This window comes from Herbiconiux sp. 320_LB, assembly GCF_059691755.1.
Window position 1 is genome coordinate 34,308 of sequence record NZ_JCAWAD010000007.1, and the last position, 17,917, is coordinate 52,224.

The window sequence follows — 17,917 nt, forward strand, 5'->3', positions numbered from 1 at the left end:
AAACGGCACGGCTGGACGGAGATCAACGTCAAGGCCGCCAGAGGCCACGTCTGAGCCCGTACACCGCTTCCCCGGCGCCACCGTTGACACGTACGTGTCAGTCGCTCGAGGTCGAGGTCGCTGACGAGCTGCCGCCGACTCGCACTGCGAGCCGTTGCCCTCGATGCAGCTGCCCAGCACCCGCGGGCACGTCTGAGCATCTGAGTACATGAGTAACTGAGGGATTGAGTGATTCTGATTCCCTCCCCCGGGTGTCTGGATCGTGGCGCGGCTCGTGCCGCCGTCAAGGGCGCTGCGCGTCACTGAGCGATGAGGCCGGGGCCTCACCCTTGACGGTGACATGCGCCGCGCGGGGTTGGCCTCTATCGGGGGAAGGGGCCAATGCCCAGGTCAGCTCTCACCGCGGTGCGGGGCAAAGTGCAGACGGTACGCGGCGGCAACGAGGGCGCTGCGGGAGGGCGCGCCGACATCGGCTGTGAGTTCATCGAGCGCACGGCGCTGGTCACCGTCAAGCCGAAGCTGAATCTGAATACCGCCGCTGCCGCGAGCACGGCGTGCGCGACGTTGCAGAGGCCCGCCGTTGGTTGCGGTGGGGGTGCCAGCGAACGACGCAACCAGCTGCTCGGTGGGGATGTGATCAAGCGCGTCAACGAGGAGCTCGTCGTAGGTCCTGTCCGGATCCCCTGCCGCGGCGGTGTTGCTCTTGGCAGCACGGACGACGGCCAGGATGTCGGGCTCCAGGTATACCGCGACATTCTGCACACCCTCGTGCTGGGTGAGGATCCGCCGGGGTGCCGAGGTACGTTCGGCGGAGGGCTTGGGAGTTGACTTTTGCCGCGGAGCGGCCGGCTCGATTGCCATGCTCGTGTCGGGCGGGTTGGGCTTGGCGGGGCTAGTCGTCTTAGGCAGGAGTCCGCCGAGGCTGGCGGCGCGACCGCTGCCTGAGCCCTTGAAGGCGTCCGCGAGGCTGGGCCTATTGATCCCCGGTTCGCTCATGATGCGACGCTCACTTCCTGCTCAATTTCCGTGACGCGGGTTAGTAGCTCCCTGGCGATGTTCTCGTAGTCGGTTGCTAGTCCGGATGCGTCCCGCGCGTAGAGGCCACCGGTTGGTGTCGTACCACTGCGGAGGGCACTAATGCGTGCGGCACGGTCATCGATCGCGGCCTCCTCCAGCTCATGGATGAGCAGGCCCCTTCGTCGCGCGTCGGCGGCTGCGCTCTCGAGGTGGCGAATCCGGGTGGTGAACACAGGGGCTGCGTCTCCGAGAACCTGCGCGAGACTGGCTCGGACGTCTCGTTCGAGGCGCGTGGTACGCGACGCAATCGCGAAAAGGGCTACGCCAGCCAATCGCAGGCTGGGGTTGCGGTCTCGGACATCGAGAAAGCGTTCCGCAATGCGGGACACGCCGTCGATGCTGGCCTCGTCAGGTCGAGTGGGGATGACGACCGCGCGGGAGACGGTGAGCGCGGCGGTGACGATGATGCGGTCGCCGGGTGGGGTGTCGATAAGGATGAGATCGTAGTCGGCTGCGATCGAGCCAAGCTTCGTTTCGAGGACGTCCGCGAGATCATCTCCCCCGCGTTGCGCACGGCTGGCCATGACTGCGGCGACGTCGCCAAGGGCGGGGCCTCCGGGCACGACGTCGAGCCGGTCGCGCACGTTGTGCAGCACGGGCAGCGGTCCCGCGGTGATGAGCGCGGTGAGGAGGTCGTCTCCGCTGTCGGGCGTGTAGCCGAGGTCCCGGGCGACGTTGCCTTGCTGGTCGAGGTCAAGGATGAGGACGCGATTACCGGCGGCGGCGGCGAGGCCGGCGATGTTGCTGACAAGGCTGGTCTTGCCGACGCCACCCTTGCCTTGGGCGACGGTGACAGTCCTGTGAATGCTCATGATTCCTCCTGCAGTGCGTCCTGTAGGACTACTGCTTGACATCCTGCCGGATTCACTGCGTGATGATGCGCATTGCTTACGGCGATTGGCCATGCATGTCTTGTTGTGTGATCTACAGCGTTAGATTCAACCTGTTTTCCTGCGTTACGTATGGCAGGACATATGGCTTTAACGGCCGATGAGTCGAAGAGGTTTTGATCGCCCGGGCTGCGCTAGCTGTCGAGCTGCTGCACGCGCTGGCGGCTGATGCCGAGCGCGGCCGCGGCGGCTTCGACGGTGTAGCCGCGGCTGCGGAGAGCCCTGACTGCATCGCGGCGCAGGGAGGCTCCGCGCTCGATCGCGGCCCTGCCTTCGGCGTCAACCTCGGCACCCTCGGTCCAGAGCTGGGCGACGTCCTCGGGAAGCTCGATCGAGACATTCACATCGACGTCGCTCTCGTCGACGTCGAGCCACACGGCGGCGAGTTCGGATGCGGCCTTGTCGATGCCGCGGGCGTTGACGGCAGCGCCGATCGCGGTGATGGTGGTGCCGTTGGGGCCGGGGGAGGTCAGCTCGGGGATCTCGACAGCCCACCAGCCGCCTTCCTCGCGGTAGGCGCGGGCGGTGAGGGTGCGTGGGGTGCTCATCGCGTGTCCTTTCACTTCCAGCTGTCGGGGGTGTTCGGGAAAATGCCCTGCAGCTGCCTGACGACTCCGACCGAGACCTCGCCCTTGTGCTGCACGACCGGGAACGTCTGACCACCCTCGGCGGGGCCCCAGATTTCGTGACTCCCGGTCTGCCGCTTGAACTCCCAGCCCTGCGAGCGAAGGAACTTGGCTACGTCCCGGTACTTCTGCCGCTTCGTCATAACACTATGCTAGTCCCCCCTAGCACTGCAATGCAAGGGGGGGCTAGCAGTTTCGCGGTGAAATGCGTATGACTTACTCATCTGCTCATCTGATCAACAGGCCGATAGCGAGAGGGAGTAGGAAGGCGAGGACGCCGCCGAGCACCAGGGGAGCGGCGATGAGGAACGCGGCGCGGGGGAGGAGACCCCGGCCCACGCGAGCGAGGGGCCGGAGGGCGACAACGCCGACCAGGTAGACGACGATGCCGAGCCCGCTCACGGCGAGCCCGGCTGTCTGGATCATCAGCCCTCGTCCTCTGCCTCGTCGGGCTCGTCGGCGGTGAAGTCGCTGTCACAGACTCCGCAGCTGATCGGTCCCATGTCGTACACCTTGCGGCTCACGCGGATCTTGCGGCCGCATCCGCAGGATGCGCTCACGCCGTTGTTGTTGCTCTTGCGGCCCCCGGTGCCGATCTCGGCCACACGGTAGGCGGTCATCGCGGCGTCGAGCGCGGCGACCTCGCGGCCGTAGCGCGCGGCCGTGGCCTCGGGAACGCTGGTGAGTGACCACCCGATAGACGGGTCGTTGTCGAGGGTGAGCCCGAACTCTTCCCCGATCGCCTTGAACTTGGCGTTGTGGAATCGGCCCTGACGGCTGGTGTCCTTGATCCCTCGGGCCTCGGCGGCGCTGTGTGCGGCCTCGTGGAGCAGGGTGCCGAGCACGTCGACCGCGCCGCGCTGCAGGCCCTCGCCGCCGACGAACAGCTCGTGCACCTTGTCTTCTCCGCGCATCCACCGCTCGGGGGCGAAGTGGCCGAGCTTCATGCCCTTCTTGGCGGTGCCCGATCCGAGCGTGACGACGACCTCGGGAACGTCGGTGTGCCGAGCCTGAATGGTCTTCCACGTCGCTTCGATCGCCTCGACCAGAGGAGCGGTCACGCTGGTGCTCATCGGCCCGCCTCCTCGTCCTCGGTGCCGGTGTAGTGGTCGTCGCCGGGGTCGTCTCCCTCAGCGTGGCAGTCGATCCAGAGCGCCGCGGCCTCGGGCGCTCCTGCGACGGTGAGCATGTCCGCGAGAGCTTCGACCTCGCTGCAGCTGAGCTTGGTAGCCAGATCCCCGGCGCAATCCTCTGCGCCGAAGACCTGAGCGAAGGTGCTGAGTGTGGTGATGGTGTCGGTCATCGTCTCGTCTCCTAGGTCCGTTGACACGTACGTGTCAGTTGCTCGTGGTGAGGTCTGCGGCCAGCTGCTCGATGAGGTCGAGCCGGAACCCGGCCCAGCGGGTCGAGTCGGTGAAGACCAGGGGAGCGGTGCCGAGCCCTTCGGCGCGGAGCTTGTCGAGTTCGGCCTCGGGCAGATCCTCGATCGCCGCATCCTCGAACTGGATTCCCTTGCTACTGAGCGCTCGCTTCGTCGCGACGCACGCCCCGCACACGGTGTCGCGCTTGCTGTAGACAGTCACCTTGCTCATCGCTCTCTCCCACTCGTTTTTTTGCCGTGAAGGCACGTAGTGCCGACCAGGGAGAGGGAGTGGAGTGCAAGCAGTCGTGGAATACCGGACCGGAGCGCAGCGGAGGGAGGATATGCCGCGAAAGCTGCTTGCGCGGAGCGCACTCGACCGCACAATCGCCGAAGGCTTCACGGTAGAAAAACAAGCCCGCAGGGCTCAAAGCACAGGGCCGGCCTTTGGCCGGCTTCCGCTTGGAGTTCGGGACATCGCGGCTACGTCGATCGCCACCTGTACGATCACATCAAGCTCGCCCACGGTGGGACGGGCGCTCTGGGGGAATGACGGCGTTGGCTAGTTCAAGCGCGGACAGAACGCGATGGAGTGCAGCCGTAATCGCAGGGGCGGCCGCACTGCTGCTTCTGCTGACCGGGTGCACCGTGACGCTCGGAGGCACACCAGAGCCGGAGCGAACCACCATGGCGAGTGACCAGGTGGCCAGCTACTTCCTCGACATCTACTGCCCGTCGCAGATTGCCATCTCGCAGGGCCCCTCCAGCAGCGATACGTCGCTAGAAGAGATCCACGCCTGGGCCGCGACCGCCAAGTCTGCAACCGAGAAGGCGCAGTCTCTCATGGCCGATCCGGGAGCGAAGTGGCCCAGCGATGTCGCTGACGACGTCCAGACTCTGAGCGACGTCTACTACCCACCGACGATTGATTACTTCGGGGCGATCCTGCAGGAAAAGACGGTGACGGGCGCATGGAACGTGCCGCGACCGACCTATGACGAGGGCGGCGTCAGCGCCCAGTCCAATCTGTCTCAGAAGCTTGGAGTCGACATCGGCAGCTCGACGAGCTGCGAGGGCCGGTAGCGTTCGAACATCAATAGCTCATATGAGTAGATGAGCTATTACTCTGATGAAGTCAGCGCTCACCGTGGAGTGATTGTCGCCACCCGCAAGTAGTCTGCGCCCCATGGATTGGATCGCACCCGCTATAGCTATCGCTGCAGCGCTGGTCGCCGGATGGCAGGCGTGGGAAGCGCGTCGATCCCGTCTGGACGCCCGCTCGTCGGCGGTCGAAGCATTGGGGCATGAGGAACGCGCGGTGGCGGCGTCCGAACGTCTGGCCGCAGCGGTCGAAGAGCAGAACGCGCGCGAGCGGGCGGACCGCGAGCAGTACAGAAAACCCTGGACCATGACGTCCGAGTATGTGAAAAGCGGGCGTCGATGGAAGTTTCACCTCGGCGGTGACGAGCCCGTGACCGACGTCACTATCAGCATCGACGACAAGTACGACAACGAACGCCTGAGCGTCACGATGCCGGAAACGGAAGGCATGCGCCCAGGGCAGTCGTTCCGACTCGACTGGTGGCGCAGCATGGCTTCACCGGCTCAAATCACTGCCGAACTTCGCTGGGTGCGCGCTAACGGCGAGTCACAGGATTGCGTCGTCACGCTTGACTGACCGGCCGAGCGATGCGGCTCGGTACGTTTGCCCCCAGACATCCACGTTCAAGTGAGCACATGGGCGCTTGTTCAACACGACGAGTCTTTTGATTCGGAGCCCGGCTCGGCGTCTAGCGACTCAGCGGGTGCGGCCGGCACGGGCACCGGGGGAGTGGTGGCCGCGCTCACGGAGCGGGTCGGGAAGGATCGGAAGGGCGCGATCGCGCCGCCCTGCACGATCCAGTACGACCCGGCCGACGCCTCCCGGACGTCCTGGGGCGGGATGACGAACGAATGTTGCGCACGAGCGCTCCCCAGCTCTTCTCCGGTCGCGCGGCCGGATGCTTCCATGCGCATCACGGTTCCGGCGTACTTCACCATGTCTTCGGGGTCTTTGGACCGTCCGAACACGAGTGCGGCGCCGCTGGTGAGCGCGCGTCGACGTCGGGTGTCGTCGGTGGAGATCCCGGCCGGGCTCTGCACGGCAAGGATCAGGCCCACGCCCGCGCTGCGGGCCGTCTCGAACAGGCTGGTGGCCGTGTCGCCGGGGTCTTGGGCCCCGGTGACCAGCTGCGGGAACTCGTCGACGATCACGACCACGGGTGTCTTGTCGCGCGCTTCGAGGCGGCGGGCGATGTAGTTGCGCAGATCCAGCATCAGGAGATCTCCGAGACGGGCCTGGGCGTCGTCGACGGGGGAGAGGGGCACGACGGTCAGCGCCGCTTTGGGTGCGGAGTACGACCATCCGTCGCTGTCGATCCACCACTCTAGTGGTCGCAGCGCGACCATGAGCGTCTGCAGCGCGCGGGTGCCTGCCGTCTTGCCGCTGTTCTTGTCGACCGGCTCCATCACCATGGCGAAGTCGTGCGGGTCGCGCACGTACGGGTTGGGGTTGGTGAGCCGTTCGCGGAGATCCTCGACGCTCGATATCGGGCTCTCCCACTGCACGGCCTGCAGCACCCCGCGCACCTCGTCGAGGTAATACTGGTTCGCGCCGTCCGGGGGCGGCAGAAGCCGCATCAGCTTCGCGGTGACCTGCTCGGCGGTGCCGTTGAAGAAATCCCACGCCCCGCCGACCGTGGCGGTGTGGCCGTAGCTCTCGGCCAGCGCCACGAGCGCATCCGCGTCGGCCGGGTCGCCCTTGGCGTCGAGCATGAACACCGGCCAACCCGCCTCGAGCGCGCAGAGCACCGCCCCGCTAATGAACACGGTCTTTCCGACACCGGACTCTGCGATCAGCAGCACGCGCACCGCGGAGGCCGACTGGGGGAGCACCACGTACTTGCCGGTCGGGTCGATCCAGTCGGGCACGCGGCGCACGTCGTAGAAGCTCTCGGCGACCGACACGACGGTCACGCGGGTCACCAGCCCCATCGCCTGCCGGTCGGCTACGGCGTGGGGCACCGTCACGGCGCTGCGGGTCGTGCCGGTGATCGTTCCTGTGGTGCTGTCCAGCTGCACGCCCATCCGGCCTGCAGCGGCGGAGTCGGCCGCGCGCTTGCGCGCTGTCTCGATCCGCTCCTGGCGCACGACGTCGGAGATCCGGCGCGCCCGGACCTCGCGCGCGACCTGTCGACGTCGGATCGACCAGGTGACCGGCAGCAGTAGAACCCCGGCGAAGAAGTTCGCGATGAGCCACGGCCCGAACATCGGCCACAGCTGCGCGCCCCAATCGTCGCGCGCGAGGAACGCCTTCGACTCCCCGCTCGCGACCCACTGCACAAGCCAGGTGATCTCCACCGCGAGCAGCGCGGCCACCAGCAACACCCCGATCGTGTTCACGATCCACTGCCACCGGAACACCACCCAGAACCGCCGCTTCGTGGCGAGCACTTCGGCGCTGCGGCCGAAGATCACCGGCAACAGGAACGGCAGCGCCACGAGCACGATCGCGACCACAAACGCGATCCTCAACACCGCCGCGAGAATGTCGCTCACCGCATCCGACTGCCCCTGCGGCTGCTCCTGTTGCAGGCTCATGACCGGCCCCCCTCCACGCTGTCCGCCCACGCGCCGAGCCCGTCGAGCTCGCCGGTCACAACGTCGCCGGCCACGCTCTCACCGGGCCCGCTCTTGTCGTCTCCCCACAACCCAAAATCGCCCCCAGTCCACGACCCCCTGACGTCGAGAACCGGCATCGTGAGCAGCCTCGGTCGGAAGTCTCGGAAGATGAATTGGTCCGCTTCGCGTGCGACCACTCGGGACGCCTCCGGCGTCCCGAAATAGACGATCCGGCCCACCCCTTCGCGCTGCATCCGCACGGTGTGGTCGGCGCAGATCCCGCGATACCGATAGAGCGCCTTGGGGGTCAACTCGACCTCGACGAGTTCGATCATGTCGCCCTTCACAGCGACACCATCGGTCTGATGCTCAGCCTTGCTCGCGGGCTTCCGATCGCGCGACCAGGTGTAGCCATGGGCGAGGTAACGAGCCGACACCGCAGCGACCGCGACCTCGTGTCGCGTCGTCTGGCGGAAGAGGTTGGGAGCCGTCTTCCCGATCGCCTGGTGCGTGGCCCATATGACTGAACCATCACGAAAGTTCGGCCGCGCCCGGCCGAGCAACCCAGCATCGACCAGGCGTGAAATCCACACGTTCGCCCGTCTAGTCGTCACAGGCCCACCACTGCCAGCGAGCCCGCCGAGCGCCCAACGCACCGCGTCGACATCAGCCAATCGAACGACGCTCAGCCAGTCCAACATCTCTTGGTCCCGCTTCGTCATCTGCATCGTTCACGCCCTCCAACAGCTACCGCACTACCCGGCCCCACACTCGACAACTCGCGTGCTCTAGACCGCCACTAACCCGCTCGAATCAACCATCTACGCAACCCCCAACCCCCACACTCTTTCCCCTCTTCACTCTTCCTTCTGCACCTTCCTCTTCTGCCCTGCCCCACCGCCACCCCTTTACTTCCCAACCTCCTGTGCTCAACGCAGTTGGGTGCGGGAGGTTGGGAAGCAAGCGCAGCTCGGGGGTGGCGGTGGGGCAGGGCAGAAGAGACCGCAACTATTCTTTTACCTATTCCCGCTCAGGGAATAGTCACGAGAATACTCTTGGGGGTTGGGGCGGTCTAGATCTGCGGGTACTCAGCGCCTCTCGGAGCACCCTCGGGGGAGTGCTCCGCAGTGGGCGTCGGCGCGGCCGTCTCGCCTCGCAGCCGGGCTCGGTGTCGCTCGGCTGCAGCTGCAGCGTCCACCCTCATCGCGGCGAACAGTGCACGGATCTCCGGGTCATCCAGCGACGCCGCGCGAGCCCTCTCGGCCTCCGCCTCAGCTCGTCGCTGACGCTGCGCTTCCAGCTTCCGCGCCCGCTCGATCTCCCGCAGCTCGCTCGCCGTCGCAACTGTCGGATCGACACTCATCCGCAGCAGCCAGGCGAAGAACGCCAGCGGGTCGCGACGCTCCGTACCCGGCGCAGTCAGACGACCACCGACCTGCTTCTCGAACCGTTCCAGCACCGCGACGAGATCGCTCGCCGTCCATCGGCGCGGATCAACGCCGGCCCGCTCCAAGACGCTCGCCAGGTGACCGATGTGACGGCCACGGCACACCCACGGCAGACGCTCGTCGACGTCACGCGCGAGACGCTGCAGCTCGATCGGCCGGGGCCTCTCCACACGACGGACCCGCCCGGCCAGACCACCCACCGACACCCCTGCAGCTTTTGGCTGCGCAGCAGCCCACGAGCGCGCGCTCGCGCGCTTTGGTGAGTTTTTAAGAGGAGGAGATTGAGGAATAACTGAACCCCTTCGGGGTAGGTCGACATTCTCCACAGCCGGACGATTCGCGCTCGCCCTCGGCACAGTCAGCGCCCTGGTCGACGCGAACCTGACCTGACGGCCTCCGTGGTGCTCGTATGCGGCCCGGCGCTGCTCCTGCGTGGAGTAGGAACCCTCCAAAATCGTGACCGCGTAGCCAAGCTCCTGCACGATCTGACGGGCCCGCTCAACGGTCTTCTTGGCCATCCCCAGCTCGGCCGCGACCGTCGCGTGAGCAGTCGTCACACCGCGCCCGGTCGCCGCATCAGCGGACTGCGCATCGCGCCACGCCACCCTCAACAGTGTGTCCCTAGACACGCTCACCCGACGCCGGATCTGCTCACCCTCACCCGTCGCCAGAGCATCCATGAGCGCGTCCAACCAGGCCGCTGCACTCGACCACGCCGGCACCGCCGAGTACGCCCCAGGGGGCGGCTCAGGAGCCCACGAGCGAGCCCGCGGCATCACCGGGGGAGCGGCAGCCACCATCACCGAAGCGGCGTCGACGACCGCCACGGCGTAGCCGTCAGACACGCCGAACGAGGGATCGCCAAAGGAATAAGGGACTTCGAGTCCCGTCTGAGGTACGATCGAGCCAACTCCTTCTGGACGTGGCTGAGCCTCCCGGCTCAACCGGGTCTTTTTCGGGGGGATGCTCCGAACCTCTACAGGTCGCCAAACTCAGAAGAGGTAGGAGCCAGAGCTTTCGGCCCGCCCTAGTGGCGGGCCTCTCTCGTTAAGCCGAGTCGATAGGCAGCTCCCCATCGCGAAGGGACGTGTCAGGCCAGCCGACCGGGAACCCGCGGTCGTCCTTCTGCACGTTGTCGATGAGCCACTGCACGAGGGCGGACTTCGTCACGCCGAGGTGAGCAGCTAGGTTCGTGGCTGCGTCGTCGGAGGCTTCCTCTAGCGTGAAGGCAACCTTCTTGGCATCACGGAGAGACCCCCGAGGTCGTCGCTGCGCAGCCATGAAGCCACGTTAACGGTAACGGCACCGTTAAGTGCGGGATTAAGGCAGGGTGTGTCGCGCGTCGATCAGCGCGCCAGCGTTGACCCGTAGGTGTCACTTACTCGGACGCGGGGGAGTGTCGGGTTGGGGATCTCTGAGCGTTCCACGCCGATCCGGCTACTCCTGAGGCAAACCGAACGGGTGCTGACGTGCTTTGAGCGGCTTACAGGCCGAAACGGGGGTGCGCCGCCGCTGCCGTGGAAGGAAAGCGACGACGCACCCGCTCACCGTAGCTCTCAGCGCCAACGTGCTGGGCCTTTTACCTTTGCCCGCCGGTCAGCTGCCCCAGATACGGTGAGATCGCACGGGCAACGACCCAGTTTCTCCAAACAGCGAGCGTGTCTGCGCTGCAACGGCGATCTACGCTTTCTTGACGCGCTATAAGCCCTGAGCGCCCTACGCTCAACGCATGGGACAACCAACGATCCTCAACACTCCGGCCGGGCAGGGCGAACTTCTTCATTGGCCCACGGGCTCGTCAAGGTATTTCCGCGAACCACACACCGACCCAAAGGAGGGCAGTTCAAGCGACCCCATCGGGCTAACCCCCGTCCGCTTCAAATCGGGCGAGGTTCGCTTCTTCCCAGACAACGTAATCGCGAAAATGAATCCCGGAGTTAAGTTCCGTTAGCCGATCGTGCACCGGGGTAGTTGGGTTCTCCTTCGGGCCGGGCACCAACGGGGTGAACATCACCCGTCGGCGGGTCTCTTGTCTCCCAGAACAGCACGCGTGTTTGCGCCCCTGCGGATGTGGGCGTGCTCGGAGTTTACGAACGGAATGCCGGAATGATCGCCCGACCCCAGGCGACGTCGGCGGAGATCACGACGCTCGGCTCGACCAGTGTGAGGACGATGAGATCGCGGCCCCTGGTGTTGGAAGGGTCAACGGGAGAGAGCTTGACCTGAGCAGGCCACGGATGCATGCCGGCGGCGGCTGCGTGTACGCCCGAGCGCACGGGCGGGCCGAGATGGCCGACGCTTTTGCCTGCTCCTTTCGTCCTGATGGCTAGGCTGGGCCCGCATCGTCATGAGGGCGAGGGGGATCTTGTCTAAACGCAGGTGGCTTGTTGTGGCCGCTCTCTTTGCTTTCGTCGTAGTTTGTGCCACGGTGGCGTACCTTGCGCCGATGTTCTGGGCGATGGGCTCTATGGACTCGGCGCAGTTCAGTCGGGTGTGGCCCGAACACTGGCAGGACATCATGGCGCAGTACTGGGACTTCAAATTCGGCCAATCGCTGAGGTAACACGATGGTGGGGACGAGCCCCCATGTCGGCGGTCGCCGTCATGCGGGACGTCACTCGCAGCCCAAAGCTGGTGTTCTCGACTAAAGCTGACCCCTCGCTGCCATGCATCGTACGTAGCCAGCCCTGCGACCTCGAAGACACGCGCGGCGGAAGGATTGTAAGCACCTGCTGGACTGGCAGCGGTCTGCCCGCCTCACTTTGCCTCCTGCAGTGATCGCCCCCTTTACGGGGGTAGTGCACATCTGTGTGTGAATCTTCTATGTTTTACCTCAAAGAACGATCTGTTCTGGGGGAGTCGGCGGGTGTGCTCGTCGAAGCATTTGGGGATCATCTGTGTCTTACCGCCGACGTCGCGGCGCGGTAGCCATTACGGCTGCGCTGGCGAGCTTTGCTCTTGTGTTCACGATGAACGGAACTGCCTGGGCAGCGGTACCGGGGGATGAGGAGCCGCCGGCGTCGAGTGCGCCGGATCTGTCGCAGCTGCAGCAGGAGCCTTCGGAAGATCCGGCACCGGTCGAGACCACGCCACAGGTCGAGGGTGACTTCTCCGATGACCTGGACACCAGCCCAGCGCCGGAGCTGACTCCGGCGCCCGAGCCCACCACGCCCGCCGCGCCTGAGTGGTCTGCGGAGCAGATTGAGGCCGACGGGCAGGTCGTCGAACGTGGCGAGTACGACCAGACCTACCAGGGCCCGGACGGCACTAAGGTGACGAAGCTGTCGCTGACCCCGCTGAACGTCGAGGAGAACGGTGAGTGGGTTCCGGTGCAGACCGACGCGCACCGCACGGGTTTCTGGTCGTGGCTTGGGCAGGGTGGCGCGGCCGTGGACCGGCATCCCCTCGCTCCGCAGTTCGCGGCGAAGGCGTCCGACGAGGGTCTTCTGCGGCTGACGAACGAGGACTACGACATCTCTTTCACCCTGCTGGACGCCGCGGGCAGCTCGCTGGACCTGGGCCAGGGGGATGGGAGCCACCTGGAGTACCCGGGCGTGTTTGCGGACACGGATCTGCTGTATGACGTGCAGACCGATGGCGTGAAGGAGAACTTTCGCGTCAATTCCGCCCCAGGCGAGACTGGGAAGGTGTCGTGGCAGTGGCGGGTCGCTTCGGATGGCTTGAAGCTGAAGAAGGACCCGGAGGGGAACATCGCGTTCCTGGACGCGGCCGGGGGAGTGGTGTTCGTCATGCCCACCCCGATCATGACCGACTCCGCCGGCGCAGCGGGCGGGAAGAGCAACGCGGACACGCGCCTGACGACCTCGGTGCTGCACCAGGGCGATGACTGGGTGGTCAGCTTCGCGGCAGACCGCGCGTGGATGAACGACCCAGCCCGGGTGTACCCGGTCATGGTCGACCCGACGGTGAACCCGGATAACGAGGACATGTGGGCGTACAAGTCCAACGGGCTGACCAACCACAACGCGGGCGTGTGGGCGGGGAACAGCAACAATGGCGGCTACTGGCGCACCGTCATGCACTACAACTACGAGCAGCTGTTCGGTAAGCAGGTCCTGGGCGTGCAGTTCGGGATGGGGAACTGGCAGCCTGGTGGCCGGCAGGACCCGGTCCCGTTCTGGCTGTACCATGCCACCCAGTTCGGTTTCGACTCCCTCGGCACCGAACTGATGGGACCCATTTACTTCGGGACCGATCCCGTCGGCTACCAGGATGCCCGGCTCGACAATCAGATCGCCGCTTGGGTGCGTGACGGTGTTCCAGGAGCGTATTTCGTCTTGCGCGGCGATGAGGTGCCTGGTCAGTTCACGATGAAGCAGTTCTATACCGCGATGCTCATCGTGTGGAAGGACTATCCCAACCCCGGCACGATCGCCAGCCCCGCACCCAGCGCGACGAACGTCTCCATCACTCCCACACTGGCCACCCAGGGCGCCACGACGGGTCAGCCTGGCTACGGCGGGTTTCCCGACGCGCAGCTGTACTTCAAGTTCAAGCTTTCGACCTCGGGTTACATCGCTGCGGATCCCAACCCTGTTTGGGATACCGGCTGGGTCGCTAATTCGAGTGTTGAGGTGCCGGCTGCGAAGCTCCAACCGGGCACCCAGTACTGTTGGTACTACCAAGTCGCCGACTATAGATACGACGGCTACTTGGGGCAGTCGACGGTGCGGGATGGGCCAGCGGCCTGTTTCACCACCAACGACACACCGGTGACGTCACTGTCTGCTGCGACCCCGACTGATCGTTCGATCGTCACCACCACCACTCCCACACTCGGTATCGGGCCGGCGTCGAATCCGAACGGCCGGACGGTGTCGTACCGGTACCGGATCGTGAGTGGCGGGGATGCGAAGACGGGAGCTATCGTCTCGTCGGGTTGGCTCGCGGAGGCGAATGCGTCGTCGTGGACGGTCCCGGCTAACTACCTCCAAGATGGTGGTTCCTACACCTGGACTGTCCTGACCAAGGATCAGTTCTCGGAAGCGCAGATCGCGTGGGTGGGGCACTTCACCGTGAACCAACGAATCACCGACCCGGGAGCGGCACCAACGGACACGGCGGGACCGGTGACCGTGAACCTCGCGAACGGAAACGCTGGGCTTGCATTCACCTCGCCCACGGTCAGCACCCTGGGTGGGCCGATGGGGATGTCGTTCAGCTACAACTCTCTCAAACCCATGAACACGGGGCTTCGAGGTGAGTACTTCGACGCGAAAGACTCACCCACTCAGAGCCCGCTCGAGTTCGGTACCCGCAGTGTCACCATGACTCGCACCGATCCGGCCATTGACTTCGACTGGGGCGTCGGCTCGCCCTCCGAGGCCACCTCTGGACTCACCGGCGCGGACCTGATCCCGAAGGACTACTTCCTCGCCCGCTGGTCCGGATTCATCACCCTCCCCGCCGGCACCTACAATTTCGGTGCGTTCGCCGACAACGGCTACCGAGCGTGGATCGGCTCCACTCAGATCCTGAACCATTGGACTGATGACGTCTCCACGACCTGGGCGGCGCCGTTCACTGTGCCGGCCGGGGGACAGACGTACCCGTTCAAATTCGAGTACTTCGAACGCGAAGGCTCCGCGGGCGTGAAGTTCCAGACCAAGGCATCCGCATCCGCCCCCGACAGCAGCGCGATCCCCGTGCCTGCGTCCTGGTTCACCAAGACCCCGCAGGTTCTCCCCGCCGGATGGGGCAGCTCGAGCATCCTCGCCGGCGACAGCTCTACCTATATCCGTGCCGAGATCACTGAGGGTGCCATCAACCTCATCGACGGCAACGGGACCACCCACGCCTACGGCAAGACCAGCTCGGGAGGGTACACGCCCCCCGCCGGCGAGTTCGGTGTCGCCGCCCTGACCTACGACGGTTTGGTCACTTTCACTGCCGGAGACGGTACCGTCTACTCCTTCAATCGCGACGGGACCCTCGCTTCCGCCACCGCACCAGCGAGCATCAAGAAGCCTTCCGCTCCAGTGGTCAGCTATCGACCCGGCACCACGCTGGTCGACAAGGTCTCCGACCCGCTCTCTGTCGTCGATGCCAACGCGTCACCAAGGGTCTACGACCGCTCGGTCACGTACCGGTATGCCGGGGACAGCCAATGTGTCGTCGACGCCGGATTCACCGCAGCCCCAACAGGGATGCTGTGCAAGATCGAGTACCCAGACGGCACCTCGACCAGACTCCTCTACGACGCCAACGGTCGACTCGTCCGAATCGTGAACCCGGGGGATGCCGCCATTACCTTCGCGTACGACTCGAAGGGCCGCATGATCACGGCTCGCAACACCCTCGCCAACGACTGGCTCCTCGCATCCCCCAGCACGCGGACTCCGTCTGCGACGAACGCGACGACCATCGCCTACAACGCCACGACAGGCAAAGTCACGTCTGTGACCCTCCCCGCCGCGGACGGGGTGACCTCGTCGACCCAGCCGAAAAAGACCTACACCTACGCGAACGGTGTCACCTACGTTGACGCGACCGGACTCACAGTCCCCGCCGGCACAGGTTCAGACGGCCACGCCGTCAAGGCTGCCTTCAACTCGCTCCTGCAAGCCACTACGGTTACCACTGCAGAAGGCCTCACCGCACAATCCGAGTGGAACAGCAAGGATCTCAAACTCTCCGCCACGGACCCGCAGGGCCTGAAATCGACCACTCTCTACGACAACCAGGATCGCCCGACCGATTCCTATGGTCCGGCCCCCGCGTCGTGCTTCAACACGGATCGGACCCCGGCGAGCTCCTGCTCCATCGCCCCAGCGCACTCCTCCACGAGGTACGACGAGGGCCTGAAGGGGCTGGACGTGCAGTGGTGGGACAACGACTCCTTCACCGGCGCCCCCAAAGCGGAAACCCTGGGCGTCCCTGGGATCAACGACGGGACGATTCAGCTGAACATGGCTGGGGGACAGGTGCCCCTTGCCGGCATCCCGGCCGACCATTGGACGATTCGTGCGACGGGACTGGTCACCTTCCCGACGACCGGACGGTACCTGCTGAACCTCTGGGCCCAGAATGGGTCTCGTCTCTACATCGACGACGTCCTCACCATCGACAACTGGACCATCCACGGACCGGCCCTGGCTTCCAGCGAAGGCAAACGCTTCGATGCCACCGCCGGACAGACCGTCCGAGTCCGAGTCGAGTACGGGGCCGCGGCGGGAGGCGCATCCCTGGGCCTGGACTGGATCGCGCCGGGAGACAGCAACTACGTCTTCATCCCCGGCGACCAGCTGCGACCCAACTACGGCCTCGCCACCTCCAGCACCACCGACGACACCATCCCCGCAGGCGTGGCCGGCCTGACCGCATCCCAGGTGTCGCCGATGACCACCTCCACCAACTACGGCGACGCGCCCTGGCTGGGACTGGCGCGTTCCACCACGGTAGACCCGGGCGGCCTCGCGCTGACGTCCCAGACCACCTATGAGTCCGCGCAGCTGTACAACCGGCCAACCGGGACCCTCAGCCCCGCCGACAACGGGACGACGACCGCATCGAACGGGACCTTGACCACCTATTGGCCCGACGGCGGCACACCTAGTACCGCGATCTGTGGGATCCCGGCTACGCAGAAGCAGTACGGGATGGTGCAATCCACCCGCACCGCCCCCGCGACCACCGAGACGGGCCTGGCGGACATCACCACCCAGTACGTGTACGACGTCATGGGCCGGCCCGTCGGCTCCAAGAAGACCGGCGACACCGACTGGTCCTGCGTCACTTACGACAACCGTGGTCGTGTCAGCACCACAACCGCCGCCGGACTGGCTGGCACCACGACTAGGACGATCACCAACGCATACAAGTCCGCGACCGGCGATCCGCTGACATCGTGGGTGCAGGATGACGCCACCACGGGATCAACTACGAACGGGCGGATCACCACGGTCGTGGACCTTCTCGGCCGCACCGTGTCGACGACCGACGTGTGGGGCACCGTCACGACGAGTATCTACAACCGTCTCGGTCAGGTGACCTCCACCACCACGACAGCAGGCACCACCGTCAACACCCTCGCCTACACCTACTCACTCGACGGGCGTGTAGAGACCGTGACGGACGGCGGCAAGCTCATCGCAGACCCGACATACACCAACGGCCTCTTGACCTCGGTCAGCTACCCGGCCGCGTCCGCGACCTCAGCCGGTAATGGCACGAGTGTGCAATTCGGACGGGACGCAGCGGGCAGGGATACGTCCTTGACGTATTCATTCGCGTCGGACCCGACATCGGTGGGGGACAGCGCAATCCGGTCACAGTCGGGCCGGATCGTGCGGGACGAGATCTCCGACGCCCACGCCGCCGGCCTCTACACGTCCCTGTACACGTTCGACACCGCCGGACGGCTCACCACCGCCTCGATTCCCGGCCACACGCTCACCTACGGCTACTCCGCCACGAACACGTGCGGGTGGGCGAAGGCCGGCGCGAACGGGAACCGAACCAGCATGGTCGACACCCCCACGGGGGCAGGAGCACTGAAGTACACGCAGCAATATTGCTACGACAAATCCGATCGCCTCCTCACCGAAGACGAGACTGTCACCGGCGCCACCACAGCCAACGCGGCGTTGACACGCCCAGAGAAGGACCTTGCTGCTGGGGCGATCACGTACGACGCACACGGCAACGTCACCAAACTCGGCGATCAGACCTTCACCTATGACTCCTCCGACCGCCACACGGCCACCACGGTCGCCGGCGGGCCAGCCGTGTCCTATGTGAGGGACGTGTCTGGTTCGATTGTGGCGCGCACCGAGACCAGCAGCGGGGTCAACACCATTACGACGCACAATGCAGGGTCGCTGACGCTAGACGGAG

The 17,917-nt window shown here is 65.4% G+C and carries 15 protein-coding genes; 4 read left to right on the top strand and 11 right to left on the bottom strand.

What is annotated here, in order from left to right:
• Positions 1-390 precede the first annotated feature (390 nt).
• The 8 genes from AC59HU_RS17005 to AC59HU_RS17040 form a co-directional block, all read right to left on the bottom strand.
• Positions 391-996 (bottom strand): hypothetical protein, encoded by a 606-nt coding sequence (locus AC59HU_RS17005; RefSeq protein WP_497224609.1) that lies wholly within the window; start codon positions 994-996, stop codon positions 391-393.
• The gene (locus AC59HU_RS17010; protein WP_497224610.1) at positions 993-1,889 is read right to left on the bottom strand and encodes a ParA family protein; all 897 of its coding nucleotides are present in this window, start codon (positions 1,887-1,889) and stop codon (positions 993-995) included. The genes AC59HU_RS17005 and AC59HU_RS17010 overlap by 4 nt, the downstream gene beginning before the upstream one ends.
• A 212-nt stretch (positions 1,890-2,101) precedes the next feature.
• Positions 2,102-2,515, bottom strand: coding sequence for a hypothetical protein (locus AC59HU_RS17015; protein WP_497224611.1), 414 nt, complete (start codon positions 2,513-2,515; stop codon positions 2,102-2,104).
• Positions 2,516-2,526: 11 nt separating this feature from the next.
• The gene (locus tag AC59HU_RS17020) at positions 2,527-2,736 is read right to left on the bottom strand and encodes a type II toxin-antitoxin system HicA family toxin (protein ID WP_497224612.1); all 210 of its coding nucleotides are present in this window, start codon (positions 2,734-2,736) and stop codon (positions 2,527-2,529) included.
• 85 nt (positions 2,737-2,821) lie between these two features.
• The gene (locus tag AC59HU_RS17025; RefSeq protein ID WP_497224613.1) at positions 2,822-3,019 is read right to left on the bottom strand and encodes a hypothetical protein; all 198 of its coding nucleotides are present in this window, start codon (positions 3,017-3,019) and stop codon (positions 2,822-2,824) included.
• Complete coding sequence (locus tag AC59HU_RS17030) at positions 3,019-3,666, bottom strand: hypothetical protein (protein WP_497224614.1); 648 nt, start codon at positions 3,664-3,666, stop codon at positions 3,019-3,021. The genes AC59HU_RS17025 and AC59HU_RS17030 overlap by 1 nt, the downstream gene beginning before the upstream one ends.
• Positions 3,663-3,896 carry a hypothetical protein gene (locus tag AC59HU_RS17035; RefSeq protein WP_497224615.1) on the bottom strand — a complete coding sequence of 78 codons (234 nt, stop codon included), beginning with the start codon at positions 3,894-3,896 and terminating at the stop codon, positions 3,663-3,665. The genes AC59HU_RS17030 and AC59HU_RS17035 overlap by 4 nt, the downstream gene beginning before the upstream one ends.
• 34 nt (positions 3,897-3,930) lie before the next feature.
• Positions 3,931-4,185, bottom strand: a complete 255-nt coding sequence (locus tag AC59HU_RS17040) for a glutaredoxin domain-containing protein (RefSeq protein ID WP_497224616.1) — start codon at positions 4,183-4,185, stop codon at positions 3,931-3,933.
• Positions 4,186-4,640: 455 nt separating this feature from the next.
• Here AC59HU_RS17040 and AC59HU_RS17045 point away from each other — a divergent pair, with 455 nt between their 5' ends.
• Together AC59HU_RS17045 and AC59HU_RS17050 are read left to right on the top strand one after the other, a co-directional pair.
• Positions 4,641-5,036, top strand: coding sequence for a hypothetical protein (locus AC59HU_RS17045; RefSeq protein ID WP_497224617.1), 396 nt, complete (start codon positions 4,641-4,643; stop codon positions 5,034-5,036).
• Positions 5,037-5,139: 103 nt separating this feature from the next.
• Complete coding sequence (locus AC59HU_RS17050; protein WP_497224618.1) at positions 5,140-5,631, top strand: hypothetical protein; 492 nt, start codon at positions 5,140-5,142, stop codon at positions 5,629-5,631.
• Positions 5,632-5,702: 71 nt separating this feature from the next.
• Here the strand turns inward: AC59HU_RS17050 and AC59HU_RS17055 are convergent, their stop codons facing one another.
• From AC59HU_RS17055 to AC59HU_RS17065, 3 genes are all read right to left on the bottom strand, one after another.
• The gene (locus tag AC59HU_RS17055; RefSeq protein ID WP_497224619.1) at positions 5,703-7,592 is read right to left on the bottom strand and encodes a type IV secretory system conjugative DNA transfer family protein; all 1,890 of its coding nucleotides are present in this window, start codon (positions 7,590-7,592) and stop codon (positions 5,703-5,705) included.
• Positions 7,589-8,335, bottom strand: coding sequence for a hypothetical protein (locus tag AC59HU_RS17060; protein ID WP_497224620.1), 747 nt, complete (start codon positions 8,333-8,335; stop codon positions 7,589-7,591). The genes AC59HU_RS17055 and AC59HU_RS17060 overlap by 4 nt, the downstream gene beginning before the upstream one ends.
• Positions 8,336-8,685: 350 nt before the next feature.
• A complete protein-coding gene (locus tag AC59HU_RS17065; RefSeq protein WP_497224621.1) occupies positions 8,686-9,579 on the bottom strand; it encodes a hypothetical protein in 894 nt (297 codons plus the stop codon).
• A gap of 160 nt (positions 9,580-9,739) precedes the next feature.
• On the opposite strand from AC59HU_RS17065, the gene AC59HU_RS17070 reads away from it, so the two are divergent.
• Positions 9,740-9,895 carry a hypothetical protein gene (locus AC59HU_RS17070; protein ID WP_497224622.1) on the top strand — a complete coding sequence of 52 codons (156 nt, stop codon included), beginning with the start codon at positions 9,740-9,742 and terminating at the stop codon, positions 9,893-9,895.
• Between the two features lie 2,135 nt (positions 9,896-12,030).
• Positions 12,031-17,917, top strand: a 5,887-nt coding sequence (locus AC59HU_RS17075; protein WP_497224624.1) for a PA14 domain-containing protein, incomplete at its 3' end; no start/stop codon positions are given.